Source organism: Cyanobacterium aponinum PCC 10605, from assembly GCF_000317675.1.
Classification (GTDB): Bacteria; Cyanobacteriota; Cyanobacteriia; order Cyanobacteriales; family Cyanobacteriaceae; genus PCC-10605.
Genome location: NC_019776.1, coordinates 2,019,650 through 2,038,736 on the forward strand (window position 1 = coordinate 2,019,650; position 19,087 = coordinate 2,038,736).

A 19,087-nucleotide genomic window follows, 5' to 3' on the forward strand; every position below is an offset into this window, starting at 1 on the left:
GTTAGGAATTAGGAGTTAGGGGTTAGGAGTTTTTTGAAATAATAAATAAAAGGATATGAGTGTTAGTCCTAAAACTGTGATGAAATGGACAAGGGCAGACTTGGAGTTATTACCAGAAAATGATTATCGATATGAAATTATTGATGGAGAATTATACGTGACCAGAGCGCCTCATTGGAAACATCAAATCTGCATTACAAAAATAGCGACAGTTTTAGATATTTGGTCAAGTCAAAGTAAATTAGGAGAAGCAATTATCAATCCAAGTATAATTTTCAGCGATGATAATAATGTTATTCCTGATCTAATTTGGATTAGTCATGAAAGATTAAAATCTTGTGTGGATGAGGCGGGACATTTTACCAGTGTGCCTGAGTTAGTGATAGAAGTTTTATCTCAGAAATCCAATGATATAAAAAGAGATAAAGAGATAAAGTTAAAATTGTATTCTAATCGAGGAGTAAGAGAATATTGGATAGTAGATTGGCAATTAAAACAAGTAGAAGTTTATCGTCGTGTTCAGAGTCAATTAAGATTAGTGATGACTCTAATGGAGGGAGATTCCATTAGTAGTGCATTATTACCCGATTTTAGTTGTCAAATTAGTGAGTTTTTCTCAACCTTTAACTAAATCTTGATTTTTATTATTTTGCAACTCTAAATAAATTAATAAAGCATTGACATCTGCAGGATTGACTCCCCCAATACGGGATGCTTGTCCAACGGTTAAAGGTTTGACTTTCGTTAGTTTTTCCCTTGCTTCCATGGATAGAGTTTCTATAGCCATATAGTCCAAATTTTCATCTAATTTCTTATTACTATGACGGGCAATTTGTTCGATCTGATTTTGTTGCCTTTTAATATATCCTGAGTATTTAATTTCAATTTCTGCCCCTTCTTTTTCCGCTTGATTTAACTCTTCATTATGCAAATTATATCGGCTTAAATCTTCATAGTGAAAACCCGGACGACGTAACAAATCTGCAAGGGTAATTGAGCCTTTTATCTTCTGTTGGGTATCCTTTACTATTTGCAAAGCTACCTCGTCTCTCTCTTTAATTCTCGTTTCATAGAGTCTTTCTTGTTCAGCGATGATATTCGCTTGTTTACGTTGATATAGATCCCAACGGCGATCGCAGATTAAACCAATTTCTCGCCCTAAAGGGGTCAATCTCTGATCCGCATTATCAGAGCGTAATGTGAGACGATATTCAGAACGAGATGTTAACATTCGGTAAGGTTCACGCAATTCTTTAGTACAAAGGTCATCAATTAAAGTTCCTAAGTAACTTTGTTCACGGGGAAAGATAATCATTTCTTTATTTTGGGCAAATCGGGCGGCGTTTATCCCTGCCACAATGCCTTGCGCGGCGGCTTCTTCATAACCTGTTGTACCATTAATTTGCCCTGCGGAAAATAACCCCTCAATTTTTTTCGTCATCAGGGTAGGATAACATTGAGTGGCGGGTAAATAATCGTATTCCACCGCATAAGCAGGACGCAACATAACGCAGTTTTCTAGCCCGGGAAGGGTGTGTAACATGGCTAATTGGATGTTTTCGGGCAAACCAGTGGAAAACCCTTGAATATAAAGCTCTGGGATGTCTCTGCCTTCAGGCTCAATGAAGATTTGATGGCTTTCTTTATCAGCAAAACGGACAATTTTATCCTCAATACTAGGGCAATATCTCGGTCCTTTAGAATCGATAAAACCACCGTAAATGGGCGATAAATGGAGATTATCTTTAATTAATTGATGGGTTTGGGCAGTAGTACGGGTTAAGTAACAGTTCATCTGTTCTTTTTCAATCCATACTTCAGGATCAAAACTAAACCAACGCACTTGTTCATCGGGGGGTTGTACTTCCATTTTGCTATAGTCAACGGTGCGCTTGTCAACCCGGGCTGGTGTTCCTGTTTTCAGTCTGTCGGTTTCAAAGCCTAAATCGTTGAGGGTTTCTGTTAAGCCTACGGCGGCAAATTCTCCTGCCCTTCCTGCATCCATAGATTTACCGCCAATCCAGATTTTCCCCCCCAAAAATGTACCTGTGGTAAGCACTACGGCTTTGGTTTTAAAGCAAGTGCCGAAATAGGTTTGCACTCCGATTACTTCATCGTTTTTGCCTAATACTAAATCTGTCACCATGCCTTCTCTTAAGGACAAATTAGGCTCATTTTCGACAATGTTTTTCATCACGGCGGCGTATTCTCTTTTATCGGTTTGCGCCCGTAATGCCCATACCGCAGGACCTCTGGAATTATTTAAAACTCTTTTCTGTAAATAGGTGCGATCGGCCATTTTGCCAATTTCGCCACCTAAAGCATCTACTTCATGGGTTAACTGAGATTTTGCAGGACCACCCACCGCAGGATTACAAGGTTGCCAAGCGATTTTATCGAGATTGAGAGTTAACATCATGGTGCGACATCCGAGTCTTGCACTTGCTAAGGCGGCTTCACAACCAGAATGTCCTCCACCAATTACGATTACGTCAAATTCGTCTTGAAATTCTACGGGGGTTTTAATGGTCATAATTTCTAGGAAATGTTTTTAATTCTGCAATATTTCAGACAAAGTATCTAAATTTCTATGATAGCGATTCATTGGGGTAAAAGGTAATTAACCTGAGTTCGAGATCAATTTTCATCTATGAGTGAGTGATGGTGAAAAGGGCAATTTAATGAATAGTGAATAGTCAATAGTCAATAGTTGATAATTACTCGTTACTCGTTACTCATTACTTTCTTCTAAAACCTGAAACCTGAAACCCGACACCTTATCTCCCTCTCCCCTCATCTCCCCTTCCCCTCATCACCCCATCCCCTAAACACCCTGAAACCTGAAACCTGACACCCGAAACCTTCCCTACTGAGAATTAGATGTTAAAGTATCTAGGAATTGAGAACAACTTCGGGTACTAATTTTTTATTTTCTTCTCGTTGTTTAAACTCTTGAAGTTGAGCATCTATTTCCATGCGTACAATTTGACGATATTGGAGAAAATGCTCGTTATGGGCGCATACAGTTAGATAATGTTCCCAGACGGGGGGGTTATTCTTGATAATACTAAAAAGATGATGCCAGAATTTCCAGCGAGTATCTCTTTTGATTCCTTGTCGCCAAACTACTATGGCAAGGGCTTTTAAGTCTATTAAGGAGGGTAGTTTAAAAGGAGGTTTAGCTTTCGGCGCACCCAGTTTTAAAAAACAACGATAGGTGCGATCGAGAAATGTATGGGGATCATATAATTCCCAAAAGGCTTTAATATATTCTTGGGCAATTTCATCTATGGGGCGAGTGGGGATAAAATTCATCAGAGTGCTTTGGTTAATATCCTGTTTGCCGTCATGACGCAGTCTGCCTTCTTTTTCTAATCTTGTCCATAATGCTGTATTGGGTAAAGCCTGTAACATCCCAAACATAGCCGTAGGAATAGCCGCTCTTTCTACAAATTCAATGATGCGATCGCCTGATCCTTGTTTTTCACCGTCAAAACCAATGATAAAACCTGCCATGGGTCTAATTCCTGCTCGAATAAGAGTATCAATGGTTTCTTCAAGAGAATTACGGGTATTTTGAAATTTTTTGGTTAATTTTAAACTTTCTTCATCAGGAGTTTCAATTCCTAAGAATACCGCATCAAAATAACACTCAACCATTAACTCCATTAATTCCTCATCTTGGGCTAAATCAACAGAAGCCTCTGTGTTAAAACGAAATGGATATTGATGTTGTTGTTGCCATACTTTTAATTCTTTGAGTAATAATTTGACGTTGCGCTTATTTCCAATGAAATTATCATCCACCATAAAAATGCCTCTGCGCCATCCTAACTCATAGAGATAATCTAATTCTTTGAGCAGTTGTTGTGGGGTTTTAGTGCGAGGTTTACGACCATAGAGTACAATAATATCACAAAACTCACATTGAAAAGGGCAACCACGGGAAAATTGTACAGACATGGAATCATAGGCATCTAATTCCAATAAATCGTAACGGGGGATGGGAGTTTCCGTGACACTTGGTTTCTCATCGGTGCGAAAAATGCCTTGAGTTTCACCTCTTTCTACGGCTTTCACAAATTCTGGTAAAGTAATTTCTCCTTCATCTAAAACGAGAAAATCTGCTCCTTCTATTTCTTCGGGTACAGATGTAGCATAAGGTCCACCCACAGCTACTAATTTTCCTCTTTGTTTGGCTTCCACTATTTGAGATAATAAATCCGTCTTTTGTACAATCATCCCTGAGAAAAGGACTATATCCGCCCATGCCCATTCATCCTCTGTAACAGCCCGAATATTGCGATCGACTAATTTCATTTCCCATGTTTGAGGTAGAATTGCCGCAACGGTTATTAAACCAAGAGGGGGGAGTAAAACTTTACGATTGACTAATTCCAGACTTTTATCATAAGACCAAAATGTAGGTGGAAAAACGGGATATACCAATAAAACGCGCACAATTTACTCCTTAAATTTTTTATATTATCTTGATTTCTCTTTCCCTCAGTTATAGCTTACATCAGAGATTTTGTAGCTAAGTGAATTAAGAAGTATAAAGGGCAACAAGTAACGGGTAACGTTGTTTTATCAACTTCTTTCTAATATCTCATTGCCAAAATTTTAGTTCTTTAAGTATTTTTACTGATAATTTCATATGTAGATAATTACTGAGTTAGGCGTACAATTGTTCCTAAAAACAATATAGTAATTAACCAAGGAATAAGCCAAAGCAAAAATTCAATAGCTCTAAATTTAATAATTTTTCCTAGGGAAATAGGATTTTGAAAAATTAAATTACGATAAATGAAATTAAGAGAAAACGAAAAAAAAAGAACTAGAAATTTAACAAGAATATCATAAGATTCTGGGTAATGAAAAATAAAAATAGATAAAAATTGTAGGATAATTCCTATACAAAAAAAAGTTGCTAAAGGCAAATTTAAAAGCATAGGAATGAATACCAATTCAGGTTGAATAAAGACACAAATACCATAAATTAGTAGCCAAAAAATAAACCACAGTAAGCTAATACCGATTTTTTTTAGAGTTACATACTTTTTATGGTTAGTTGATTGTAAATGTAATTGTTTAAATAAATGGTTGATATTATTCATTGAATAGGTTTTAAGAGAGTGAAATTAGATTTAGGTTTAGTAACGGCTTCAAAACAATTAAATGAATGGGTAGATTGTTCAGGAATATTATCAGATAAATTACAGTAAATATTATCTTTATCAGAAACGAGATTTAAACTCTCTAAAATTTTATGATTAACTAATAAATAGTTCGGAGATTTTATTAATTGTTTCAATTCTTCTTCATTAATGGCTGTAACTTGACGCTCACTATAAAAGTTTAAGGATGGGCGCTCATAATCAAAATTAATATATACCTTTTTGTCCTTGGGTACAAATTCATTGACCAAGTTTGCCACTGGTTTAACTGCAAAAGCCTCATTTAACTCCCACAACCAATGGTTTGAGGAGAAAAACACCATCAGTGATACAAACATTCCCCAAAATAACACGGGAATAAATTGTTGGTCTTTTTTTCTTAACAGTATAGTTACCGATAAAAAAGTAATAAAAAGTAGGATGAAAATTGTTAGTAAATGCTGATCCTCTGGCTTCGTAATGGCAAAATAAATGAAGCCCCCCATAATAGCAACTGTAAGCAAAGAGAAAAATTGTTTCCAAGCAGAAGGGTAAGAAATATAAGAGGGTAGAGATTTGACTTCTCCTAAAGCCACTCCCACTGCTAAAGCAAGAGAAGGATATATGGGCATTACATACCAAGGAAGTTTTGTACCCATTAAGGAAATAACAATAAGATAAATACTACTACTAATTAAAATAAATTTTGACCAACTCCAATTCAGATTTTCCCAAGCAAGTTTAAATCCCCACAATGCTAAAAAAATCCAAGGATAAGGATACTTTATTAATTCAACTAAATAATACCAAACCGCTCCTTGATTACCTTCTACAGCAGTAAAAACTCGATTCAAAGATTGTTCTTGAATGGCAGTATGAATAAAGGTTTCTCCATAATAGAGATACTGTGCCGCATACCAAGCAACGACAGGTAAAACCCCTAAAATAATCCCACTCCAAAGATAAAAAGAAGTAAGTAGTCTCGGTGTATCCCAAAGAAGGAATAAAAATGCGATCGCACCTAATAATACTCCCATCATCCATCCTTTAGTTAAACAAATTAATGCTAAACTAAGACCAACAGGAAAAGCCCACCTTAAATCTCTTCTAGTTTTTAACAAACAAAGAAATAACAATAATTGAAAACATAAAGTTGCACCATCTAACATCGCCAAGCGTCCATGACGTATTACAGGCATCATGGTCAAATAAGCTAAAGATGAAAATAAAGCATAATAACGGGGCAAGAATAGCTCTCTGGCGAGTAAATATAGTAAAGGAACAGAACTAGCCGTCAAAGTCGCTCCTATGATGCGCGTGGAAAATTCACTAACCCCCAAGAAACTATATACTACAGCCGTTAAACTGTGAATGAGAGGAGGTTTATTGAGATAAGGTTCCTGCCAAATTGTTGGGAAAAGCCAGTGCCAATGGGAAAAAGATGATTCATAAATCTCCTTTGCTACTTGAGCAAATGTACCTTCATCCCAATCCCTTAAAGGTAATGCCCCTAAATTGAGAGAAAATAAAAAAATCGCAGCACAAAATAAAATGAGAACATAAAACCATTCCCACCAAAGTTCCTTTGATTTCAGTCTATAAAGGGGAATTTCCCATGTAAATATTTGACGGTTCATAGCATAGTAGATTGTGGGGAGATGATAGTTCTCTATTCATGCCAAAATTTCCTCAATGGCTAAATGAGAGAACTTAAATAACTACTATAGCAAATAGTTCCAAAACGAAGAACTTTAGTAATTAACAAAAGGGCTATGGGTAAAGGGTAAACCCCCCCTATTTAGCGGGGAGGCAAAGGTAAATGGTCGATAATTAAGAATAAAAAACCCTGAACCCCGAACTCAAAACTTCCGAACCCTATTATGCTCCTCTTAAGCCATAGGAGGACATTTTCATAATTTCACGGGTGGAAAAGCCGATATTAGCTAAAGCCTCTCCATAACTAATCATAAAGTCTTCAATTAGCTCTTCTTTGGGCATTCCTAAAGTTTTTGCGTCTTTTTCTACCTCATTTAACATTCTCCAAATAATAGGTAAATTTTGACGGTTAGCTTCTTCTAATTCAGCTTTAGATGCCTCAAAATTTGCTTTTAACCATTCTTCACCAAAGTTAAGATGTAAGTATTCGTCTTTTACAACACCTTCAGTAATTTTACGAGCAAAAGGATCAGCTACAGGGATATAAATATTATAAGCTGCGATCGCAAATGCTTCAATAATTAAAGCCTGAATGAGTAAACAAGTGACAATTTTTCCTTCTTCCTTAGCTTTTTGGAAATTACTGTGCAACTCGGCAAAATATTTTTGAGCAAAATCCATATCAGGAGTGACACTCAAATTTCTACCACAGGATTGAAAACCCTTTTTGTGACGAAATTCCATTTTTGCCAAACTGGCTAATTCTTTTTCATGATTTGGGAGCATGGGTATCATGTCCATGTAATTATCATGGGCTTCCTGTTCACCCTCGATTACAATGGCATTAATGCGACTATAAGCATCCTTATATACGTCACTGTTGAAGTCTATGGTAGGTTCGACAAGTTGTTGCATAAATTGTTAAATCTCCTGTATAGTTTATGTGAGCAAATCTAAACTCAACGACTTCAAAGGTCGTCTTTTATGAAGATAAGATAATAACTCATTTTAATCTAGTTGTTACCTATCTTATCGGTTTTTATTCCATATTGAGGTTTACCTCTGATTACTTTTACTGATACTTTATCCCTTCATTTATTAATAATTACTGGAAAATAGACGATCATTAATGGTTACAATAAGTTATCGGGGTTAGGTTCGGGGTTCGGGGTATATTAACTATTCACTATTGACTATTTGCTAATTGCAATAGTTCTTGTAATTTCTAATTCTGATGAATTTACCTTCTTTTCTTTGGTTGTGGAAAATCGCCGCTTGGTCAATGGGATTAAGTATCACAGGATATTTACTTCTGGCATTTTCGGGAATATATTTGTGGAAGAATCGTACAGAAAAAAAACCTCGCCCTTCTTGGTTACGCCCTTTTCATTGGATTACAGGCACAATCTTAGTGATTCTTATCCTTATTCTTCTATCTATCGGTTTAATGGGAACTATAGGATATTATGGTAGTTTAGGACACTCTTGGCATTTACCAGCAGGTTTAACCGTTGTTACATTAGTTTTATTATCTGCATGGACTTCAACTCAGATACATCCTTCTCGCCCTTGGGCAAGAAAACTTCATGTTAATGTGAATATTGCTTTATTTTTTGCCTTATTAGCAGTGGGTTTGACTGGTTTATTTGTTGTTCAAAAATATCTACCGTGAAGTATTCGGTGTCAGGTGTCAGGTAAAATTTCCTAAATATTTGTCAGTGAATCAAAAAATTAAAAATAAAAATGGCTTTATTACTTTGAGTATGTAAATTATTGGTGTTTTGTCGGCAAGAGGCAAGAGGCAAAAGGCAAGAGCCATAAAAATTAATTTACAGCGCTTTTTTTATCAATAAACTACATTTTTTATCTCTCACAAAGTCGCAAAGGAGAATGCAAAGTGTGGTTTAACGAAATGAAAATTGCTGTATTGACTTTTTTATCAATATCTTTTTGTTTTAACTCTAAATTCCTAACTCATTTTAAAACTAATTCTTCTGCCAATTTTTCTTTACCAAAAATCTGTGGGTCTAAGGTTCCCTGCCCTTTAGGGCATCAGTGTGTTATTATTTTCTTAGAGGAAAGGTAATCAACCTCTTTAAAAACCTCGAATCTAATCGATTCATTGAACCTTGAAAACCAAAGTCATAAGGTTCTGTTGGGAAAAGCTCCGACAGGTAAAGTCTTTGAGCTGATAAGCACAGAAAACAAAGTATTCAAGTTTTCAGGTAGGGTAGGGCATACCCGAACCGACTCTGAAAAGGGTCATACGCTTGGGGACATAATCCCCTCTGAATTGATTTAAGCAATTAAGTGAATTTAAGGGATGTGGTTGAACTAAGAATCCCCACGCCTTTAGGCTGAGGAGTGTCAAAAGGGCATGAAACTCCTAACTCCTAATTCCTAACTCATGTTAATTGCTAACTCCTTTTCCGAAGAATTTGGGCGGTTTTGTCATAGTATAAACTTCTGTTTCTTTCTCAATACATTGACGGACATAACCCGGAGTTTGTAACATTCCTAATAGGCTAATACCATCAAAAGAGCGAAAATCAGCAGTGGTTTTTTGTTCGAGTAAAAGGTCAACTTTTTCAGGGTTTGGTCTAGTTTCAAATGTTGCCTCAGAGGCTATTGCAAACCCCCAAGATGACCCATAAGTGCAAGTTGGGGCAAAATAAGAGTGAACGTTGCTAAAAACTGTTTTCAGGGTATTTACTAAACGTCCATGAATATGTAAATTTGCAGGTGCGATCGGACCTGCTTGTATTACAACGATGCCATTTTCTCTCAAAATTTTCTTAAGACGAGCAAAATATTCTTGAGTAAATAATTGGAAAGAAGGTCCTTCTTCAATGGGGTCAGACAAATCAGAAATAATTACATCCCATTTTGCTTCACTGTTATCAATAACTTCAAAAGCATCACCAATCACTAAATCTAAACGAGGATCATCAAACGAACCTTGGTGCATTTCCGGTAAATACTCTTTACAGGCTTCCACTACATCCCCATCAATATCTACCATTTTCGCTTGTTTAACACTATGCCAACGGAAAACTTCTCTAGTCGTTGCACCTTCTCCGCCTCCTAGAATCAAAACATTTTCAGGATTAGGATGATTTACCATAGCTGGATGTACTAATGCTTCATGGTATAAAAACTCATCTCCCGTGCAAGATTGCCATTTACCATCCAATACCAAAGCCTTACCATAAGCACCACTTTCCACAATATACATTTCTTGATAAGGGGTTTTCTTATGTGCCAAAATACTGGTAATTCCGTGAGCATAAATATCGTAAGGGGTGATATACTCACTAATCCAAACATCAGCGTTGACGATTGATCCAGCCATAATTGCCGTTGTTCTCCTAATAAAATGCAAACTTATATTATAACAAATCTTTTCTTTGATAGTAACTATATTCAATATCAAATTCAGGTTGAAATTAACTCCCGTTTTATTGCTTTGCGATCGCGTAGCTCCATTTCGTGAGTATAAATGAGGATAGTTTTAAAGAGAAAGTTTTAGTTGTGTAATTGCATTTTGTAAAAGATTAATACCTTCTTCTACAGTATCAATGCGAGTACATTGATCTCTAAATTCCGCCGCCCCTTTAAACCCCTGACAGTACCATGTAAGATGTTTTCGAGCTTGATAAATGCCCCTTTTGCCCTTATATTCCCATAAACCCATTAAATGTTCTTTCGCACATTCTAAACGTTCTGATAGAGAAGGAATAGGTAACAATTGCCCCGTTTTAAAAAAATGATCAATTTGTCCGACTAAAAAAGGATAACCCAAAGTGCCACGAGAACACATGATGCCATCAGCATTAGTTATTTCTAAACAACGAATGGCATCCTCTACTGAAAAAATATCACCATTGGCAATAACAGGAATACTCAATTTCTCCTTTACCTGAGCGATTATATCCCATCTAGCCTTACCAGTATAACCCTGCTCACGGGTACGTCCATGAATAGTAATCATTTGAGCTCCTGCTATTTCCATTTTTTCGGCAAAATCAAGGATATTAATTTCATCATCATTCCAACCAATACGAGTTTTTACCGTAACAGGTACATTTACAGCTTTTTCTACTTCTTTAACAATCGCTTCGGCAATTTCTGGTTGTCTGAGTAAGCGAGAACCACCGCCTTTTTTGGTAATCTTATTTACTGGACATCCCATATTTATATCAATGGTTTTTGCCCCTTCTTGAACGGCTTTTTGGGCGGCTTCTGCCATGAAATCAGGACGACAATCAAATAGTTGAATACTTATGGGTTGCTCATGGGGATCAATTTCCATTAATCTGGGTAATTGTTGTAGGTGGTGAATTTCGGTCGCACTTACCATCTCTGTATAAGTCATTGACTCAGGGGCATAGCGTCTTACTAATCGGCGAAATACTAAGTCTGTTACCCCTGAAAGGGGAGATTGTAAAACTCTACTATTAACAACCACTGAACCTATTTTTAAAGGGGTTGATAATTTTTCTTTGAGTAAAGTATTTTTTATTTCCATTTGAAGTCAGTATCTAAATAATTAGGAGTTGATGAAAAAGTGGTATTACTACAGTTGCTTAATTTTGATATAAAATTGTCTGGTGAAGCTAAAGAAAAGATAAAAGCAATAATAATTGACAAAAAATTTATTAAAATTCATTTTAAAGGTTTTTTAAGTATTGCTTTACTAATGCGAGATCTCATTATATGTTAAAAGACTAGATTTTCAAAAAGTGTAGAGTCCCAACAGTCTCTTTAATTAGATTATCATTCGATGCTTTTTATTGTTACTGAGTATAATATAAAGAAATGTGTAAATTTTATCTGAGTTATTTCAAAAATTATGCCTCCACGTTGGCCCAGAAAACCTGATCGTCAAAATGATCCTGAATTTCGTAAATTAGATGATCGCATGAATTTTGCTGTCCATACTGCACTTTTTATCGCTACTAATTCGGGTGTATGGTTTTTTCACAATTTTAATCATCCTGAGTGGTCTTGGGCTAGTCAATTTAGTCTGATTTGGGGCGGAATCTTAATTGTACATTTTCTCTATATAAGTGCGATCGCAGATTATTCTAACAGGAGCTAGTTGCTAACAAGAGGAGGTGTCAGGTTTCAGGTGTTAGGGTAATGAGTAATGAGTGTTCGGAATTTTTAATTCTTAATTCCTAATTATCAACTATTCACCTTTGCCCTCCCCCTCTTGAGGGCGGATAAAGAGGGGTTTGCCCTTTTAACTTTACCTTTTACCCGTTGCGTATTCTTAATTCCTCATTGAAACTTATTTTTCGCTAATAGTTTCCCTTCGATATTTCCATTCTGTAGAACTACGTATTGCGATCCAAAGTAATAGCATAGCAATTAAACCTCCATTTTCAGGGGCATCCAAGGCAAATATAACTAAAATAGCAGATAAAAAATCTTCGATAAAAATAAATATGATTGGTATTTTTCCTAAACGGAAAAACCAGCCAACTTGAACTAATTTTAATACGAATGCAAATAAGCCTCCTATTAATCCTAAAAACCATAAAGGAGTTATTTGTACCTCTAATAAACGAGCAACACCTACCGCCATTATTCCCCCCGCAAAAGGACTAAAAATCAACTGAATAATTTGTATTATTCTTAATCCAATTAATTTTTTATTGCCTAATAGTTCAAATAATGACCAACTACTCAAAATGCCAATGACAACTTGCGGAGGAAATGACGAAAGAAAAGGTATATTATGCCAGAGTTGATCTATTCTAATTAAACCAATAATTAGTAGGGGTAAACCTATTCTCAATCCTCCTGCCGCTGATGCAGACAAAACAGCTAATATTTGAATAAGAGAAATATTGTCAAAATGCACGAAAAAATATTATTAAAAATAAAATATAGTTATTTAGAATCAAATTTTTGCTAGTTCATTATTGTTTAGACTTTGAATGAAGTCATAAAGTTTGACTCAATTCAGAATTAAAAAAATATTTGTTGTATATACGATGTTACCAATAATAATTAATTTTTACTAAACAAAATTGCAATTGTAGCCTTTTCCTGATGATACTCTTTCATTGAAAACTTTAGAGTTTGTCGTGATTTGAGATAAAATAAGAATAATAATAAGCAAAAATACTGGATTAAAAACACTTATGACTACTGGCAACACGTCAGAATTTCCAATTTTATCAGAAAGGGAATTAGAAATCCTTGAATTAGTAGCGACAGGACTAACTAATCATGATATTGCAGATAAACTAGAGATTAGTAAAAGAACTGTTGATAATCATATTAGTAATATTCTTTCTAAAACCAAAACTGATAATCGTGTGGAGTTAGTGCGTTGGGCTTTGCAGTGGGGAAAAATCTGTTTAGATGAAGTGAATTGTTGCACTCTCCCTTCTGTTTCAAAAGATTAAATAACGACAAAGATGTTAGATTTTGCCGATTTAATAATTTTAATGACGTTAGGGAATAAAAAAAGGCAAATTGCTGACATTTAGCATCTTGAAAAATTCTTGACGTTGCTGATTTTAGTGATTTCTCATTTAGGTGTGAAATAGAGAATGGGTACTCTTGCGATCGTGATAATATTTTGATGTCTCAATTTCTGGCATAATTTTAGTACATTTCATACTATGATTAAGCAACATCAAATTTTTTTTATTTAATTTATTTTATTTAATACGTTTCATATTGCACAAAAACCAGATTTGAAAAATTTGATAACTCCTAAGGATTGAAAGCCAAGGATTCTGAGGAAAAATTGCTATATAGTTTAAAAGATCGTTTACTTCATTTTCTTCGCTGTTATTTTGACATTCCTTGACCCGAAACTGAAAGTATTCTAGGTTCACTGACAGCCTTTAAATTAACTTAATTGCTTAAATTAACCCAGAGGGGCTTATCTCCCCAAGGTATGTATGACCCATAGAGCGAGATAGATTTCTGGTAAAACACAGTGGATAGCATCAAAACGCAACAAATTCTCTTTGTATTGAGCTTATCTTTTTAACCTGAGTTTGGGATAAATTTTCATCTATGAATGATGGAGAAAAGGGCAAAGGGCAAACCCCCCTTTATCCCCTCTTTCGAGGGAGGAGGGCAAAGGTGAATAGTTGATAATTAGGAATTAAAAATTAAAAATTAAAAATTCAGAACACTCATTACTCATTACTCTAACACCTGAAACCTGAAACCTAACCTTATTAGATATTTTTAAACCGAACTGAGGTTTTTTATTAATACTCAATTTTTATCCGAAACGATAACCAAATCCTCTTACCGTTACTATATATTCAGGATTGCTAGGATCAAGCTCTAATTTTTCCCTTAGCCAACGAATATGGACATCAACGGTTTTTGTATCTCCTAGAAAATCAGCACCCCAGATATTTTCGATGAGTTGTTCCCTATCCCAAACTCTTTTTGGATAAGTCATAAATAGTTCTAAAAGACGAAATTCTTTAGGCGAAAGACTTACTTCTTCTCCTCTGACAGTTACCCTACACTCTGTTGTATATAAAGTTATATCTTTAAATTGACGAATAGCACTGGAGATATTGTTATTGATGTTATTTCGGCGTAGTAAGGCACGACAACGAGCAATAAGTTCTTTCATACTGAAAGGTTTAGTTACATAGTCGTCTGCACCTATTTCTAAGCCCAAGACTCTGTCTGTTTCAGCCGCTTTGGCACTCAAAATAAGGATAGGAATATTATTTCCTCGATAACGTAGTAAACGACAAATATCTAAGCCATTGACTTCTGGTAACATTAAATCAAGAATAATCAGATCTATTTTTTCTTTGGAGTTTTCTTCTCCAATACGCTCAAGAACGTTTAATGCTTCTCTGCCATTTTCTGCTTGAATTACATTGTAACCCTCATCTGCAAGATTTAAGGCAATCATATTGCGAATCAACTGCTCATCTTCAACTACAAGAATATCATAGTTGACTGATGCTTTCTCATTAGCGCCAATTGGTGGTAAATCCAGACACAACATAAAATTTCTTTATTTTTTGTTCCCTAGTAACATATATATCAAAAATATTGAGTTTTGGTTATATTTTTTTTCACTAGGGATGATATATTAGACTTCTCGCATAAATTAGGCAACAGGGAATAGGCTACAAGGAACAGTGATAAAATGGGGTTTAAACTGCACTAATTTTATTTTAATTCTTATTTTGCAAGAGGTCTATTGTTTATGACTCTACTATGGTAATTTCTTCTTCTCTTAAGTGAGCTTTAAATTTTTTGCTAAATTGAACCAGATAAGGAAAATTAGCGCTAACAGGTCTTCCTTGCCACTCGGTTACGATTTTAATCAATTCTCCTTCCATTCCTTTGATGTCAAAAGGTTCTTTTTTATGTTCAGGATGATGATAAACTATCACAGATTCTTTAACTTTAACGCGATCGCCTATTTTCATAGTTAAGATTAATTTTTAGATGAAATAAATTTAAAAATACGGATATACAGTCTTTTATTCTTGCATAGTTGGTCAGTTGGTGCAAAGTTACCGTTAAATTAGTTTAAATTTTGCTCTAGTTGATTAAGATTTTATGGGGAATAAGGTTTGAGATAATTATTTTTGTCTATTTGCCAACGAATATTATCTTTAGTTGGTTTTGTTATATCCGATGGTTGAGGGTTATCTGTAGGAATTTCTGTGGTAATACGATGAAGAGGAACGACATAAAAAACTAATTCAAATTCTCTTTGTAAACGTTGATTGAGAAAATCTTGTACTAAGCGTACTTGATTAGGGGTTATTTCTTTGTCAGTTTCCATGGTTACATAAATAGTAGGTGTTTGAGTTGTCCATATAACCTGAATTTGAGTATCTTCCACTCCTGTACCAACGGTGATAGTTTCGTTGACAAGTTTTGCTCGAATTTCTCTTTCAATGCGTTGTTGCTGTATTAGGCGATAAAAGCTGGCACTGAGGGGAATAATTAATAATAAAGTTAACAAAGAAGTCCATCCCAATGCTTGACTGGGTTTAGTATAACCAGAGATGATAAACACAATCATACAAGCAAGAGTAATACCAAGTAAGTTCGTTGCATATAATAAAAAAGCTCCAAGTGCATAACTATAATTATCCATAGTTAAAGAAATACCCACCACACATAAAGGAGGCATAAGAGCAACTGCGATCGCAGTTCCCGCTAAAGTATCACTAATACCTTTTCTAACCTTGCCAAAACCACTAATTGCACCAGCACTAATAGCAATACCTAAATCAATTAAATTAGGTTGAGTTCGAGCAGAAATTTCTGAGCTAACTTCTTGAAGTCCCACTAATTGAGCAATAAAACTAGAGAGAAATAGTGAGACTAAGGTAGCCCCCACAATTGATAAAAAGGCTCTCCGAAACAGCAATAATTCCCCCTCACAAGCGGAAAAAGCTAGTCCTCTCAGAGGTAACATTAACGGTGCCACAATCATTGCTCCAATAATAACCGCACTACTGTTAGCAATTAAACCAAAAGTGGCGATTAAACAAGAAGAAACAGTACATAAAATAAAATCTTTGCTCCAAGCGGAATCTTGAGATAATTGTAAATGAAGAGTTTTGATTTCTTCAGGATGAGAAGGAGGCATCAAACGATAAGTTAGCATCCTCAACCAACGAAAAATAGCCTTAATTTTCTTTTTGTTACACCATTGACTATAGATTTGTTGAAAGCGAACAAAATTGATTTTATTCATTGCATTTGTACCTGAAACTTAAAAGGAGATCTGATAAAATAATTATCTTTGTTGTTTGCGTATTTCTGTGATAATTCGAGATAAATTGTAAAAAAATCTGAGTTCAGGGTCAACTTTTCTGGTTGTGTTGGTTAAAAAGCAAAGGATAAAGGCAGGTAAAAATTAGCAGTTTAAGAATAAGTTTCTTCACTAACACCCTAATCTACTAAAACTAAATTCTTCGCTGAGTTCGATATAACCCACATTCTGCCCTAAAAAAATAATTGTTATTCTCAAATGAGAAAAATAAACTTTTTTAGTGAAGATTGAAACTACTTATTTTTCAACACTTAATATTTATTTTTTCTTACTTTTTTTATTTATTTCCACGATAAATTTACATTCACTTGAGTTTCTTTTTTCTTTTTATTTTATTCTACTTATTAATTTTTTATTTATCTTTGATGATCTTTTTAAGAATTATCACTTCTTTTTAAGAATTATCACTATAGCTTATTGCCTATTCTTTATTAATATATTAGGTTTTAATTGAATCCCATAACAATTTTTTAATGGGTTTATGCTCAAAAAAATGAGAAAAGTGAGGAAATTTTATGCTCACATTTACCTTTATTCATTTCCTTATTTTCAATCTTTTCATAAACTCATCAGAGTGATAAAAGTTAAACAGTAAAAACTGTTAGACCATAACTTGTATTTAGTTAAATTCAGGTATTTTAACATCGAAATTCGATTAGTAATTCTATCTCAAGGGGATTTAATTTATGAATGTTTTAAATACATTATTTTATCTTCAAATAGTTAGCTAAAATCTGAGAGGCTTTTCTAGTAAATTCAAAATGATTCTTAAATAATTCTTAACCTATAATGAGAGCAAATCCTGAGAAGATAGTAAAGTAATTGTTAAATTTATTTGGATTAAATTATAAATATGCTAGAACCAAGTGAAGTAGTAGATCTTTTTTTTAATCATTTACCAGTCAAAACTTTTCAACCCGGAGAGGTTATCTTTCGTCAAGGGGAGAAAGGAAATTGTATGTTTGCTTTAATGTCTGGGGAAATAGAATTAAGAAAAGATGATCAGGTGGTGGAAACAATACATCAACATGATGTTTTTGGAGAAGGGGCTTTAGTCCAGCCTGAACATAACAGATGTACCACGGCGATCGCACTTACAGAATGCAAAATAGCGGAATTAAATAGAGAAAGATTTTTATTCTTATTACAAGAAACCCCCTTATTTTCTTTAGAAATTGTCAGGAGTCTTTCTAGCCGTTTGCGCAAAGTAAAGCAGAAATTATTAAAATAAACCATGAAAGTCTTAGTTCTTAATGCTGGTTCTAGTTCTCAAAAAAGTTGTTTATATGACTTAGATAGTCGAGGAAAAAAACCAAATTTTGTTTCTCCTATCTGGGAGGCAACTATTGATTGGACACTGAACTTAGGACATACTTTATTAAAGGTGAAAAGTAATGGTCAAGAATATTCTACCTATTTATCAGACCATAATCGCCTAGAAAGCATTAAGACTATGCTTAAAACGATGGTTGAGGGTGAAACTAAGGTTTTAGAGCATCTATCCGATATAGATGTAGTTGGACATAGAGTGGTTCATGGAGGAACAAAATACTCTCAAGCAACCCTTATCAATTCTGAAGTTAAAGCCACCATTGAAAAATTAATTCCCCTTGCCCCTAATCATAACCCCGCCCATTTAGAAGGGATAGAGAGTGTGGAAAATATTTTGGGTGACATACCCCAAGTAGCTGTATTTGATACTGCTTTTCATACAAATATTCCTCTTTACGCTAAAATTTATCCTCTTAATCATGAATTCTATAAGCGGGGTATTCAAAGATATGGTTTTCATGGTATCTCCCATGAATATGTTTCTCAACGTACTTCTGAGATTTTACAGCAACCTTTAAAGAATTTGAATTTAGTCACCTGTCATTTAGGTAATGGTTGCTCAATTACAGCAGTAAAAAATGGGCAAAGTGTTAATACAACTATGGGGTTTACTCCTTTAGAAGGGGTGATGATGGGTACTCGTTGCGGCTCTATTGATCCTGCAATTGTAATTCATCTTATGACCGAATATGGCTATGATGGGGAAAAAATTAACCATATTTTGAATAAAGAATCTGGTTTATGGGGAATGTCCGAAATTTCTTCTGATTTAAGGACTATTTTAAAGGCTAAATCCGAAAATAATCCGAAAGCGATTTTGGCAATAGAAATGTACATTTTTCGATTACAAGAAGCGATCGCATCTATGTTACCATCATTGGGTAGTTTAGACGCTTTAGTTTTTACTGCAGGAGTAGGGGAAAATTCTGCTTTTATCCGAGAAAAAGTTTGTCAAGGTTTGGGTTTTCTTGGTTTGAAATTGGATTTAGAGAAAAATAGCCAATCCCTCTTCAATGAAAATATTGCTACTGCTGACTCTAACTCTAAGATACTGATTATACCAACAAAAGAGGACTGGGCGATCGCTTCTCAGTGTTTTCAATTAATGGAATCGAAGAATTAAGAAAAGGGCAATTAGTGA

The 19,087-nt window shown here is 34.8% G+C and carries 17 protein-coding genes; 6 read left to right on the top strand and 11 right to left on the bottom strand.

Features of this window, described 5'->3' with window-relative positions:
* Window positions 1-55: 55 nt before the first annotated feature.
* Entirely contained in the window at window positions 56-631 is a 576-nt protein-coding gene (locus tag CYAN10605_RS08420) for a Uma2 family endonuclease (RefSeq protein ID WP_015219517.1), read from the top strand.
* Here the strand turns inward: CYAN10605_RS08420 and mnmG are convergent.
* The 5 genes from mnmG to CYAN10605_RS08445 all read right to left on the bottom strand — a co-directional run bounded on the left by mnmG (window position 617) and on the right by CYAN10605_RS08445 (window position 7,727).
* A complete protein-coding gene (gene mnmG, locus CYAN10605_RS08425; protein WP_015219518.1) occupies window positions 617-2,533 on the bottom strand; it encodes a tRNA uridine-5-carboxymethylaminomethyl(34) synthesis enzyme MnmG in 1,917 nt (638 codons plus the stop codon). The genes CYAN10605_RS08420 and mnmG overlap by 15 nt on opposite strands.
* Before the next feature lie 359 nt (window positions 2,534-2,892).
* Window positions 2,893-4,461, bottom strand: a complete 1,569-nt coding sequence (locus CYAN10605_RS08430; RefSeq protein ID WP_015219519.1) for a B12-binding domain-containing radical SAM protein — start codon at window positions 4,459-4,461, stop codon at window positions 2,893-2,895.
* A gap of 206 nt (window positions 4,462-4,667) precedes the next feature.
* Window positions 4,668-5,117, bottom strand: a complete 450-nt coding sequence (locus CYAN10605_RS08435) for a hypothetical protein (protein WP_015219520.1) — start codon at window positions 5,115-5,117, stop codon at window positions 4,668-4,670.
* Window positions 5,114-6,793, bottom strand: a complete 1,680-nt coding sequence (locus CYAN10605_RS08440; protein ID WP_015219521.1) for an ArnT family glycosyltransferase — start codon at window positions 6,791-6,793, stop codon at window positions 5,114-5,116. Before CYAN10605_RS08440 ends, CYAN10605_RS08435 begins: the two co-directional genes overlap by 4 nt.
* A gap of 241 nt (window positions 6,794-7,034) precedes the next feature.
* Window positions 7,035-7,727, bottom strand: a complete 693-nt coding sequence (locus tag CYAN10605_RS08445; RefSeq protein WP_015219522.1) for an aldehyde oxygenase (deformylating) — start codon at window positions 7,725-7,727, stop codon at window positions 7,035-7,037.
* A 319-nt stretch (window positions 7,728-8,046) separates the two neighbouring features.
* Between CYAN10605_RS08445 and CYAN10605_RS08450 the strand changes: the two genes are divergently transcribed.
* A complete protein-coding gene (locus tag CYAN10605_RS08450; RefSeq protein ID WP_015219523.1) occupies window positions 8,047-8,484 on the top strand; it encodes a DUF4079 domain-containing protein in 438 nt (145 codons plus the stop codon).
* Between the two features lie 738 nt (window positions 8,485-9,222).
* Here the strand turns inward: CYAN10605_RS08450 and CYAN10605_RS08455 are convergent.
* Together CYAN10605_RS08455 and dusB are read right to left on the bottom strand one after the other, a co-directional pair.
* Window positions 9,223-10,164 (bottom strand): spermine/spermidine synthase domain-containing protein, encoded by a 942-nt coding sequence (locus tag CYAN10605_RS08455; protein ID WP_015219524.1) that lies wholly within the window; start codon window positions 10,162-10,164, stop codon window positions 9,223-9,225.
* A 159-nt stretch (window positions 10,165-10,323) separates the two neighbouring features.
* On the bottom strand, window positions 10,324-11,340 hold the full coding sequence (gene dusB / locus CYAN10605_RS08460) for a tRNA dihydrouridine synthase DusB (protein WP_015219525.1): 1,017 nt from the start codon (window positions 11,338-11,340) through the stop codon (window positions 10,324-10,326).
* Between the two features lie 324 nt (window positions 11,341-11,664).
* Between dusB and CYAN10605_RS08465 the strand changes: the two genes are divergently transcribed.
* The gene (locus CYAN10605_RS08465; protein WP_015219526.1) at window positions 11,665-11,913 is read left to right on the top strand and encodes a hypothetical protein; all 249 of its coding nucleotides are present in this window, start codon (window positions 11,665-11,667) and stop codon (window positions 11,911-11,913) included.
* 192 nt (window positions 11,914-12,105) lie between these two features.
* Here the strand turns inward: CYAN10605_RS08465 and CYAN10605_RS08470 are convergent, their stop codons facing one another.
* Window positions 12,106-12,639, bottom strand: coding sequence for a DUF4126 domain-containing protein (locus CYAN10605_RS08470; protein ID WP_241212812.1), 534 nt, complete (start codon window positions 12,637-12,639; stop codon window positions 12,106-12,108).
* A 325-nt stretch (window positions 12,640-12,964) separates the two neighbouring features.
* Between CYAN10605_RS08470 and pedR the strand changes: the two genes are divergently transcribed.
* Window positions 12,965-13,231 (top strand): photosynthetic electron transport-dependent transcriptional regulator PedR, encoded by a 267-nt coding sequence (pedR, locus tag CYAN10605_RS08475; RefSeq protein WP_015219528.1) that lies wholly within the window; start codon window positions 12,965-12,967, stop codon window positions 13,229-13,231.
* An 836-nt stretch (window positions 13,232-14,067) separates the two neighbouring features.
* Here the strand turns inward: pedR and CYAN10605_RS08480 are convergent.
* The 3 genes from CYAN10605_RS08480 to CYAN10605_RS08490 form a co-directional block, all read right to left on the bottom strand.
* Window positions 14,068-14,820 (bottom strand): winged helix-turn-helix domain-containing protein, encoded by a 753-nt coding sequence (locus CYAN10605_RS08480; protein WP_015219529.1) that lies wholly within the window; start codon window positions 14,818-14,820, stop codon window positions 14,068-14,070.
* A 202-nt stretch (window positions 14,821-15,022) separates the two neighbouring features.
* Window positions 15,023-15,250 (bottom strand): ferredoxin-thioredoxin reductase variable chain, encoded by a 228-nt coding sequence (locus CYAN10605_RS08485; protein WP_015219530.1) that lies wholly within the window; start codon window positions 15,248-15,250, stop codon window positions 15,023-15,025.
* Between the two features lie 131 nt (window positions 15,251-15,381).
* Complete coding sequence (locus CYAN10605_RS08490) at window positions 15,382-16,536, bottom strand: DUF389 domain-containing protein (RefSeq protein WP_015219531.1); 1,155 nt, start codon at window positions 16,534-16,536, stop codon at window positions 15,382-15,384.
* Between the two features lie 931 nt (window positions 16,537-17,467).
* On the opposite strand from CYAN10605_RS08490, the gene CYAN10605_RS08495 reads away from it, so the two are divergent.
* Together CYAN10605_RS08495 and CYAN10605_RS08500 are read left to right on the top strand one after the other, a co-directional pair.
* Window positions 17,468-17,845, top strand: a complete 378-nt coding sequence (locus CYAN10605_RS08495) for a cyclic nucleotide-binding domain-containing protein (RefSeq protein WP_015219532.1) — start codon at window positions 17,468-17,470, stop codon at window positions 17,843-17,845.
* Window positions 17,846-17,848: 3 nt separating this feature from the next.
* Window positions 17,849-19,069: an acetate kinase gene (locus CYAN10605_RS08500; protein ID WP_015219533.1), complete on the top strand. Its 1,221-nt coding sequence runs from the start codon at window positions 17,849-17,851 to the stop codon at window positions 19,067-19,069.
* Window positions 19,070-19,087 lie beyond the last annotated feature (18 nt).

Coding starts and splice junctions, on each gene's coding strand:
- CYAN10605_RS08420 (WP_015219517.1), top strand. CDS start 56: ATGAGTGTTAGTCCTAAAACTGTGATGAAATGGACAAGGGCAGACTTG.
- mnmG (WP_015219518.1), bottom strand. CDS start 2,533: ATGACCATTAAAACCCCCGTAGAATTTCAAGACGAATTTGACGTAATC.
- CYAN10605_RS08435 (WP_015219520.1), bottom strand. CDS start 5,117: ATGAATAATATCAACCATTTATTTAAACAATTACATTTACAATCAACT.
- CYAN10605_RS08440 (WP_015219521.1), bottom strand. CDS start 6,793: ATGAACCGTCAAATATTTACATGGGAAATTCCCCTTTATAGACTGAAA.
- CYAN10605_RS08445 (WP_015219522.1), bottom strand. CDS start 7,727: ATGCAACAACTTGTCGAACCTACCATAGACTTCAACAGTGACGTATAT.
- CYAN10605_RS08450 (WP_015219523.1), top strand. CDS start 8,047: ATGAATTTACCTTCTTTTCTTTGGTTGTGGAAAATCGCCGCTTGGTCA.
- CYAN10605_RS08455 (WP_015219524.1), bottom strand. CDS start 10,164: ATGGCTGGATCAATCGTCAACGCTGATGTTTGGATTAGTGAGTATATC.
- dusB (WP_015219525.1), bottom strand. CDS start 11,340: ATGGAAATAAAAAATACTTTACTCAAAGAAAAATTATCAACCCCTTTA.
- CYAN10605_RS08465 (WP_015219526.1), top strand. CDS start 11,665: ATGCCTCCACGTTGGCCCAGAAAACCTGATCGTCAAAATGATCCTGAA.
- pedR (WP_015219528.1), top strand. CDS start 12,965: ATGACTACTGGCAACACGTCAGAATTTCCAATTTTATCAGAAAGGGAA.
- CYAN10605_RS08480 (WP_015219529.1), bottom strand. CDS start 14,820: ATGTTGTGTCTGGATTTACCACCAATTGGCGCTAATGAGAAAGCATCA.
- CYAN10605_RS08485 (WP_015219530.1), bottom strand. CDS start 15,250: ATGAAAATAGGCGATCGCGTTAAAGTTAAAGAATCTGTGATAGTTTAT.
- CYAN10605_RS08490 (WP_015219531.1), bottom strand. CDS start 16,536: ATGAATAAAATCAATTTTGTTCGCTTTCAACAAATCTATAGTCAATGG.
- CYAN10605_RS08495 (WP_015219532.1), top strand. CDS start 17,468: ATGCTAGAACCAAGTGAAGTAGTAGATCTTTTTTTTAATCATTTACCA.
- CYAN10605_RS08500 (WP_015219533.1), top strand. CDS start 17,849: ATGAAAGTCTTAGTTCTTAATGCTGGTTCTAGTTCTCAAAAAAGTTGT.